The organism is Bacteroidota bacterium, from assembly GCA_016213405.1.
Lineage (GTDB): Bacteria > Bacteroidota > Bacteroidia > Palsa-948 > Palsa-948 > Palsa-948.
Map to the genome: position 1 here is coordinate 1 of JACRAM010000089.1, position 8,343 is coordinate 8,343.

General features: G+C 41.3%; 7 protein-coding genes. 3 read left to right on the forward strand and 4 right to left on the reverse strand.

Annotation, left to right across the window (positions count from 1 at the left end; all coding sequences use genetic code 11):
- A partial coding sequence (locus HY841_11100; protein MBI4931301.1) for a tail fiber domain-containing protein occupies positions 1 to 1,604 on the forward strand: 1,604 nt, incomplete at its 5' end.
- A 96-nt stretch (positions 1,605 to 1,700) separates the two neighbouring features.
- On the opposite strand, the gene HY841_11105 is transcribed toward HY841_11100, so the two are convergent.
- On the reverse strand, positions 1,701 to 2,045 hold the full coding sequence (locus HY841_11105; protein MBI4931302.1) for an MGMT family protein: 345 nt from the start codon (positions 2,043 to 2,045) through the stop codon (positions 1,701 to 1,703).
- Positions 2,046 to 2,275: 230 nt separating this feature from the next.
- Between HY841_11105 and HY841_11110 the strand changes: the two genes are divergently transcribed.
- Both HY841_11110 and HY841_11115 read left to right on the forward strand, forming a co-directional pair.
- Positions 2,276 to 4,114: a gliding motility-associated C-terminal domain-containing protein gene (locus HY841_11110; protein ID MBI4931303.1), complete on the forward strand. Its 1,839-nt coding sequence runs from the start codon at positions 2,276 to 2,278 to the stop codon at positions 4,112 to 4,114.
- 363 nt (positions 4,115 to 4,477) lie between these two features.
- Positions 4,478 to 4,885, forward strand: coding sequence for a hypothetical protein (locus tag HY841_11115; protein ID MBI4931304.1), 408 nt, complete (start codon positions 4,478 to 4,480; stop codon positions 4,883 to 4,885).
- A gap of 66 nt (positions 4,886 to 4,951) precedes the next feature.
- On the opposite strand, the gene HY841_11120 is transcribed toward HY841_11115, so the two are convergent.
- The 3 genes from HY841_11120 to HY841_11130 all read right to left on the reverse strand — a co-directional run bounded on the left by HY841_11120 (position 4,952) and on the right by HY841_11130 (position 8,218).
- A complete protein-coding gene (locus tag HY841_11120; GenBank protein ID MBI4931305.1) occupies positions 4,952 to 7,411 on the reverse strand; it encodes a PKD domain-containing protein in 2,460 nt (819 codons plus the stop codon).
- Positions 7,412 to 7,783: 372 nt separating this feature from the next.
- Entirely contained in the window at positions 7,784 to 7,978 is a 195-nt protein-coding gene (locus HY841_11125) for a hypothetical protein (GenBank protein ID MBI4931306.1), read from the reverse strand.
- A gap of 30 nt (positions 7,979 to 8,008) precedes the next feature.
- A complete protein-coding gene (locus HY841_11130) occupies positions 8,009 to 8,218 on the reverse strand; it encodes a hypothetical protein (GenBank protein MBI4931307.1) in 210 nt (69 codons plus the stop codon).
- Between the last annotated feature and the right edge of the window lie 125 nt (positions 8,219 to 8,343).

An 8,343-nucleotide genomic window follows, 5' to 3' on the forward strand; every position in this document is an offset into this window, starting at 1 on the left:
TCATTGGCAGTTTTTCCTGCTTCATACTCCTTGAGTATGGTCAGAATTTGTGTTTCGTTGAATCGTGTTTTGTTCATCGGTTTAAAATTAGACCCAAAAGTCTAATTTTAAACTGTACTAATTCAGGGGAAGCTTACAGATCTCGTCCAGGAGGTATTACCATTGCTACAGGGGATAGAGTTACCACCGGTTCCAATAATTCTTTTGTAGGATATCTGGCAAATGTAAGCGTTGGAGGTGGCGCTTTAACCAATGCAACTGCTATTGGCGCTTTTGCTGAGGTTGCAGAGAGCAACGCTATTGTTCTTGGAAGCATTAACGGTGTGAATACCGCTACAGCTTCAACAAATGTGGGAATCGGCACAACAGGTCCCATGCAACCGGGTGATAACAGTCAATTTGGCGCTGGTGGAACGGTGTTAAATCTATCTGCTCGTAATGGAGGAGTGAGACCACTATTTATCATAGATAATAAAGCTGCAGCTCCTGTTGCCGGAACAGCTTCTGGATATATTGCCTGGGCAATCAGCGGTTACAATGCTGCTTGGAACACCTATATCGCATCTATCGGAACAGTGGTTGAGGGCACTACAACCGCTAATGATTACGGAGGAGCTCTACGCTTTATGACAAAAAATGACGGAGGCACTAATCAGGAAAGAATGAGAATAATGAATAGCGGAAATGTGGGTATCGGAACAACAGTTCCCGGAAGTAAATTAACTGTTTCTACTGCTACATCTCTTGATGGAGTTTATTTTACAGATGGAACAAGGTTTATGAATATTATGCCGGGCACTGTTTGGGCAGGCGCATATAATCCTCTTACGCAAGCCAATGACAATGCAGTAATTTTTTCTGGTGGTAACTTACTATTGGCTCCCTGGTCCGGTTCTGCTTTTGGAGTTAAGATAACAACTGGCGGACTTGTAGGCATTAACAGATTGCCGGTAACTAATGTGCTTGAAGTAAATGGAGATGCTTCTAAAACAACTGCTACCGCCTGGCTGGCTAATTCCGACAGAAGAATTAAAACCGATATTCAGGATATAGATAATGCACTGGGTATTATCATGAAACTGCACCCTGTAAAGTTTAAGTATACCGATGAATGGAAAAGACGAAATCCTTTTATTGCAGCCAACGACCACTACTATTATAATTATATCGCGCAAGAATACAAAGAAGTATTTCCGGAATCGGTGAAAGGAAGTGGAGAATTTCTTGAAAGCGATATAGCACATAGTGATGAGATTCTACAAATGGATTCTTATAACACGCAGATTGTTGCCATCAAAGCAATTCAGGAACTGAATGAAAAAAACAAAGACCAACAAAAACAAATTGATGAACTTAAAACGTTGGTAGAAAAACTTGTAAAACAAAATGATGTTGTAACAGTTCCGCAGTTTTTTCCTTCTTCCGGAATAGTTGGAGATAATACCAATGCTAATAAGGAAAAAACATTTGTAAATGACTTAGGAGAAACTCCTTCTCAATACAAAGTGCCTGCTGCGGTAATAAATAATTCATCAGAAAAAATACAAACACCTGCTCCGGGTTTCAGCCCTGCTCCTGCTGAAAAAAATAAATTGCCGAAATAAAAATAACTTAGAGCTGTAAAAAAATAGTATTTATTGCACATCAGAGATGTGTTTATTGTGGAATCTCCGCAGGAGTCCTTCGTGACTTGAGTCTCTCTACAATTTTAGTTCCATTGCCGGATCCCAAAACAATTTCTCAAAGTTCACTACTTTATCATTCTTTACTTTAATTCCTTCCTTCTCCAAAAGTTTTTGCATGAGTTTTGGATGACCGAAGTGTTGCTTGCCTGTCAGTTCCCCGTTTCTGTTCACAACCCGATGTGCGGGAACATATTTCTTCTGTGAACCTGCAGCATTCATTGCCCATCCCACCATTCTTGCCGATTTTCCTGAGCCAAGATATTTCCCAATGGCTCCATAAGAAGTAACTCTTCCCTTTGGGATATGCCTCACCACTTCATAAATGATATGGAAGAGGTCGTTTGATGAATTTTTTCTCATTGAAAATGCAACCTTAGAAAGGGTTTTAACGTCTAAAGGACAAACACAGCGCTAAAATACTGTTTTAACCCCGTAGGATAATCGGTTAATTTATGAACGATACATTTAGAAAAGCATATCCAACGGGGTGAACTTGTTAAAAAAGGCAACAAAAGATTATACTTTCTGTTAGAATATTTTAGTATATCTTTGTTGCATCGTGAAACAACACAGTCAACAAATAAAAATTAATGATGAAACTCTCTACACTACTCGTCTTTCTCATCACATCGCCATGTTGCCTGTTCTCGCAAATTTTTTACAACAACGGGGCTACCATCTGGACAGGTTCCCAATCAATCATTGGGATTAATGGAGGATTAGAAAACAATTCTTCTACTTCGAACGGTGACTTTGAGCACAACGGACAGATGTGGGTTACGTTGAATTCTACTTTGTATCCAAACCCCGGTGATGTTACGCTCAACAACAATTCCACTCTGCACGGAAACGGTTATTACAACGTGGAGCAGAATTGGGTGAACAATGCCACTTTCACTGCAGACAACAGTACGGTTGAATTATACGGCAACTTGCAGGAAATGATTACCGGAACTGTTGTAACTACTTTTCATAATCTTACTCTTACAGGCACCGGCAGCGGTAACAACAAGAAAAAATCTCAAACGCTTGATGCGAATGTTGATGCCACAGGAACGTTCACCATTAATGACCGGGAACTTGATACCGATGTGAATACCCTGTTCGTTTTGAATTCTTCCTCCACTTGCGTAACCAATAATACAACAGCAGGCAGCGAAGGTTTTGTAAGCAGTGTTGGAGTTGGAAGATTATCCCGCGCAACCAGCACAACGGCCGCTTATCTTTTCCCTACAGGTTCAAGCTTAGGCACTACACGTTACCGCCCTGTATTGATTACACCTTCTGCCGCAACAAATAATACCTATGCCGCTCGCCTTGCAAACAATCTTGCTTCGATTGATACGTACGATACATCTCTTGTAGATACTACTATTTGTCAGGTGAATCCTGATTATTACCACCGCATAGACAGAACTTTCGGAACTTCCGATCCTGCCATAGCCATTTATTTTGATCCCGCTGCTGACGGCATTTGGGATGGACTCGCACAATGGAATATTCCGACAATCACCTGGTGGAACAACATGGGTACTGTAACGCCTGCTTCTGCTCAGCCCCCTGCACTCAGCGGACTTGAAGCGGCTAACTGGGCAAACATTTCTCCTATCGGAAACAACGATCCGTATATTCTTACCCGCATGAAACCTGTTACACCGTTCCTTGCCTGCCCTGATTCTTTCTGTAAGTTTTCCCCTGCAGTTTGGTTTACCTCAAGCGGAGTGGCAGTTTCTTATAACTGGACAGTGAATGGAGGAACCATTGTAAGCGGACAGGGCACAGACAGCATTTTAGTCAGCTGGGGCGGAACAAGCGGAACAGTTTCTGTAGTGGCAAGCGGATTGGGACCTTGCCCCTCGCTTCCTGCCAACTGCACCGTTAATCTTGCTCCAAGCCCTTTTGCCGGATTCGATACAATCTCCATTGGACCTTTCAACAACACATGGAACTTTATTGATTCAGCTACCGCTCCTCCCTTAACATGGACATGGAACTTTGGCGATGGAGACACTTCTTCCGTTCAAAATCCTATTCACTATTATCCTCAGGCAGGCACTTATACGGTAACACAAATAGTAACGAATCAGTTCGGATGTTTGGATACGATTACAAAAATTCTTGTTGTGAATGAAGGAATTCTTGTTCCGAACGTATTCACTCCCGATGCAAACGGGCAGAACGATGTTTGGTATATTCCTAACAGCGGAGTGAAAGAATTTCATGTAACCATTTTTGACCGATGGGGAGCCAAAGTGTTTGAAACCACTGCCGATGAAATACGCTGGGATGGTCACTCTCTTGCCGGACAATTGCTTACTGACGGAACCTATTTTTATACCCTTGACTTTATTTACATCCGTTCAACAGGCGAAGAGATGAAAAATCTCACAGGCACTGTAACGCTTCTTACCAGCAGTCGCACGAAATAATTCTTGAAACAAACAAATAGAAGGGTCCTGACAGCATCGTCAGGACTTTTTTATTTTCCTCAAAAAGGGGTGTACGACAAAATGCACTGATTAAAATATTAAACCCTTTCAGGGTTTCCAGAACTCCATGTTTTTTCTTCCCCTGATTTTATCAGGGGTTATTTATCTTAATCCCGCTTTGCGGGATTTAATATGAATAACTCCGTATGAAATAAGGAGTAAAATAGAACCTGCAAAATTCAACTCTGAAAGAGTTGAATAGAATAGTGCATTTTGTCGTACACCCTCAAAAAGCATAAAGAGTTTTGAAAGGATATTTAATATACTTTTGCCCAACTAACAATCACTTTTAAAAAATTCACAATGAAAAAAATTTTGTCACTTGCAGTAACAGCAATGTTTGCATTTGCCCTGAGCGCGCAAACCATTGAAAGCGGAAGCCACAGTTCAGTCGGCTACATCAAATCAGACGGCACGATTGAAAATTCCAGCCACTCCACATCGGGTTACATTAAATCAGATGGAACGATTGAGAATTCCAGCCACTCAACCATCGGCTACATTAAATCGGATGGAACGATTGAAAACTCCAGCCACTCCACTGTGGGGTATGTAAAATCAGACGGCACAGTTGAAAACTCCAGCCACTCCACTATTGGCTATGTAAAAGACAATGGCACCGTGGAGAACTCCAGCCACAGCACAATCGGTTATGCAAGCGGAGTTAAAAGAGAATGGGCGGCTGTTTGCTTCTTCTTCTTTTCGTTTTAAAGAGAAAAGTATTTTTTGTTTAAAGTGCGGGTCCTGATAGGTATCGGGATTCCCGCCCTTTTCTTTTTACCTCTGGATAATAATTTTTTGTGCAACAACTCTGTCTGCGGTTTTTATTTGAAGAAAATAAATTCCATCGGTCAGGGCAGAAAGATTAATTGGCAGATGTGTTGACTGATTAGCAGGCACATTCAAAACCATTTTTCCTAATAAGTTATAAATTTCTATATGAGATAACTTTATTTCACTCACAACAACGAATACGCCATTTGATGGATTAGGATATATTGTTATGATATTATCTTCGTTTCCTTTCTCTTCCGGAACATTCAGAGGAGTGCCTACTGTCAAAACAACCGTATCAGTAATCACAGGCAAATTAAAATCAAAAACAATAGCTGCGCTGTTTTTAATTACTGTGCCAATAGGATTGTTGGATTTCTGACGAAGGCGGAATTTCACAAAACCATGGCTTAACGGTTCATTGATGTTGCTGTCAGGAAGAAGAATATTGTTGAATGTCCATTTCAGCACATTTGCTCCGAGCAATTCAAACGTATAAGCATGAGTGCTCACACCGCTAATCACAGACTGGATATTTAAATCGCTGTCAAGTGTATCGTACACAGTTACGGTAAATGCAGTATCATTTCCTGTATTTTGAAATCCAATATGGTAATCTATAGTATCCGTTGCCAGAACAATACCCTGCGTGATGGAAATTTTATTGGAAGTGGTAACCGCCCTTTTCTCGTTTGGGTCATAGGAACCGGTTATCGTTTTAAAGTCTTCAATGGCGTTATTGTTTAAATTGCAATCACCCAGCGTTGGGCTTATGAAAGCTGCAGCATAAAGCGTATCGCCCTGAGCAGCAGCGCATGAAACGGAATCGGTAACGGTGAAAGAAACAGATTGTCCGGAAATCATTGTTCCCAGCTTCCAGAAATATTCTGTTCCAGAAATGCTATCCCACGGCAGGGTGCTGCTGAGCGGAATAATCCTTCCAAGCGGAGTATCAAAATCAACTTTCAGAAGAACATTTGACGCAGCGATGGTTCCATTGTTAGCGCCCTGCACTACAAAATAATTATTCGTCAAACATCTGCGTTGATTGGTCGAACCTATCCCCACAGTAAGGTCTGCGCAGCTAACAACTGCCTGCATTCCGAAATTCAAATTACTAACTGTAGCTTGTTGTGCAACAGAAACCGAATAGGTTAAAGGAGAAACAGGACAAACCTGATTCCAGTAAGTATTAAAAGGTAGTAAAGTCAGCAGGTAATTTCCTGCGGGCACCGTCACGGTATAATTTCCAGCAGCATTTGCAACTCCGTAAAAAATTGTCAATAAGGTTGTTTCTTGAGCCTTAACAATCCAGTTCGCCAGTGGATTATCACCACCATCTTTTACGCAGTTTGCATTGGCATCTGAAAAAACAGAGCCGCTGAGAAGACCGGGAATAGTAATATTTACTGTATCGCAGAACGTGCAGGTATCGCCATAATAACTTCTGACAACAGTAAGACAAACCGTATGACTTCCGTTTGAAATAAAGGTATGGGTGGGATATTGTTGAGTGGAAGTATTTCCATCGCCAAAATCCCAATACCATTGTGTGGGCTGAATGGAAGAATAACCGTAAAAATGTACTTGAGTTGTTGGAATTGAATCGAAACTATGTGAAAAGTAAATATTGCAAGGCGGATTAACTGCTGTAGTAATAATTACTGTGTCACAAAACGTTTCCGCGCATCCTACCATGCTGTCTCCATAAGTAAGGCATGCATAATAAATTCCGTTGTATTGGTAGGTATGAACAGGATTTTGAAGATTGGAAGAATTGCCATCACCAAAGTTCCAGTTATACGAAAGCGAAGTACCTCCTGAGCAATTACTCGTGAATGTGGCTGTATTGGAGGTTAGGGTGTATGTGTACGAAGTATTCAGCAATTGCAAACATGGAGTGGAATTGATTGTATCACAGAAAAAACATGTATCACCAACAGTAGTAATGGTAGTGAGGCAAACAGAATAGGTGCTGTTAACAGAATATTGATGAACAGGATTCTGCACTGTAGAAGTATTTCCATCCCCAAAATTCCAAAACCAACTTACATTATAGGATGAGTTATTGTTAAAATAAACGATTGGATTTGCCTGATCAACATAAGTAGTGAATGCTGCATTACAAGGCGGATTGGTTGCATTCGTTATAACAAGCGTATCGCAAAAAGTAGCCGAACAGAATGGCGGATTCAGAGAATCTCCGTAATAATACAGACAAACAGGATAGCTGCCGTTGTACAAATAAGTATTGGCAGGATTTGCAACACTATTTCCATTGCCATCACCAAAACTCCATGAGTAATAAGGAATAGTATTTCCGGAGCAAGTGTTTGTAAAAGCCACCGTTGCTCCGTTGATGGTATACGTAAATCCCGCAGTGCACTGGGCGAAAGCCATGTAAGAGGTGAGAGGTAAGATGGCAGATGTGAAAAGGATGCTGAGTAATGTTTTAGTTTTCATGTGATATGGTTTTATGGTATAGATGGAATAATCTTCAATGAAGTTGCATCTGTAAAAACTTTTTCCAAAGGAACGAAACTTAATTGGCATTGGCAATGACAAAAAACAGAGAATCTTGCCTGTTCAAAATTGCTGTTTCAGCAGTATTCAATACCCACGTTTTTTTCTTCTTCTGAACATTTCTGTCCAAACAGTGTCTCTCTTTTGAGGACACTGAGTGAAACCTATAATAGAAACAGCACGATGCTGCTCCGAAGGAGTGGAAACCCACAAAGCAAATTTACAACATCAGCAAGCAGCCGTGCAATATTACATAATGACTATGCAACCTTGCACAGATGCAATGCAAGCTTTCAATATAGTAATGCAACCTTACACAGAGGCGATGCAATCTTTCACAGAAGCAATGCAATCTTGCACAGAGGCAGTGCAATCTTGCACAGAAGCAATGCAATCTTGCACAGAGGCAGTGCAATCTTTCACAGGAGCAATGCAACCTTTCACAGAAGCAGTGCAAGCTTTCACAGAAGCAGTGCAACCTTGCACAGAGGCGGTGCAAACTTTCACAGCAACAAAAAAAGATTAGAAACTGAGTATTCATTGTCCAGAAACGGATACGCTGATGGGAATCAAGGTCTGACATGAGCAAACGAAGGTCTGATGCGAAGAAACAGAGGTCTGACAGAAGCCGGCAGACCATGAACCAAAGCAAATGATGGTCTGAGGTGAGTGGCAGGTAGTCATATATAAAACAAAAAACCCCTCCCGATTTTCATCGGGAAGGGTTTCTGTTTGTGCGCCATCCATGTTCTTTTACTATAGGGTGCAAGTCCCGAACACACGTTGATAACGCGAAGTGTTAGCTGAAAGCAAGTGCAATGTTGCGAGGCATTGTGCGGAGGAAGCCGAAGGCAAAAGCAAGTGATAACGAA

Coding starts and splice junctions, on each gene's coding strand:
- HY841_11120 (MBI4931305.1), bottom strand. CDS start 7,411: ATGAAAACTAAAACATTACTCAGCATCCTTTTCACATCTGCCATCTTA.
- HY841_11115 (MBI4931304.1), top strand. CDS start 4,478: ATGAAAAAAATTTTGTCACTTGCAGTAACAGCAATGTTTGCATTTGCC.
- HY841_11110 (MBI4931303.1), top strand. CDS start 2,276: ATGATGAAACTCTCTACACTACTCGTCTTTCTCATCACATCGCCATGT.
- HY841_11105 (MBI4931302.1), bottom strand. CDS start 2,045: ATGAGAAAAAATTCATCAAACGACCTCTTCCATATCATTTATGAAGTG.
- HY841_11130 (MBI4931307.1), bottom strand. CDS start 8,218: ATGGATGGCGCACAAACAGAAACCCTTCCCGATGAAAATCGGGAGGGG.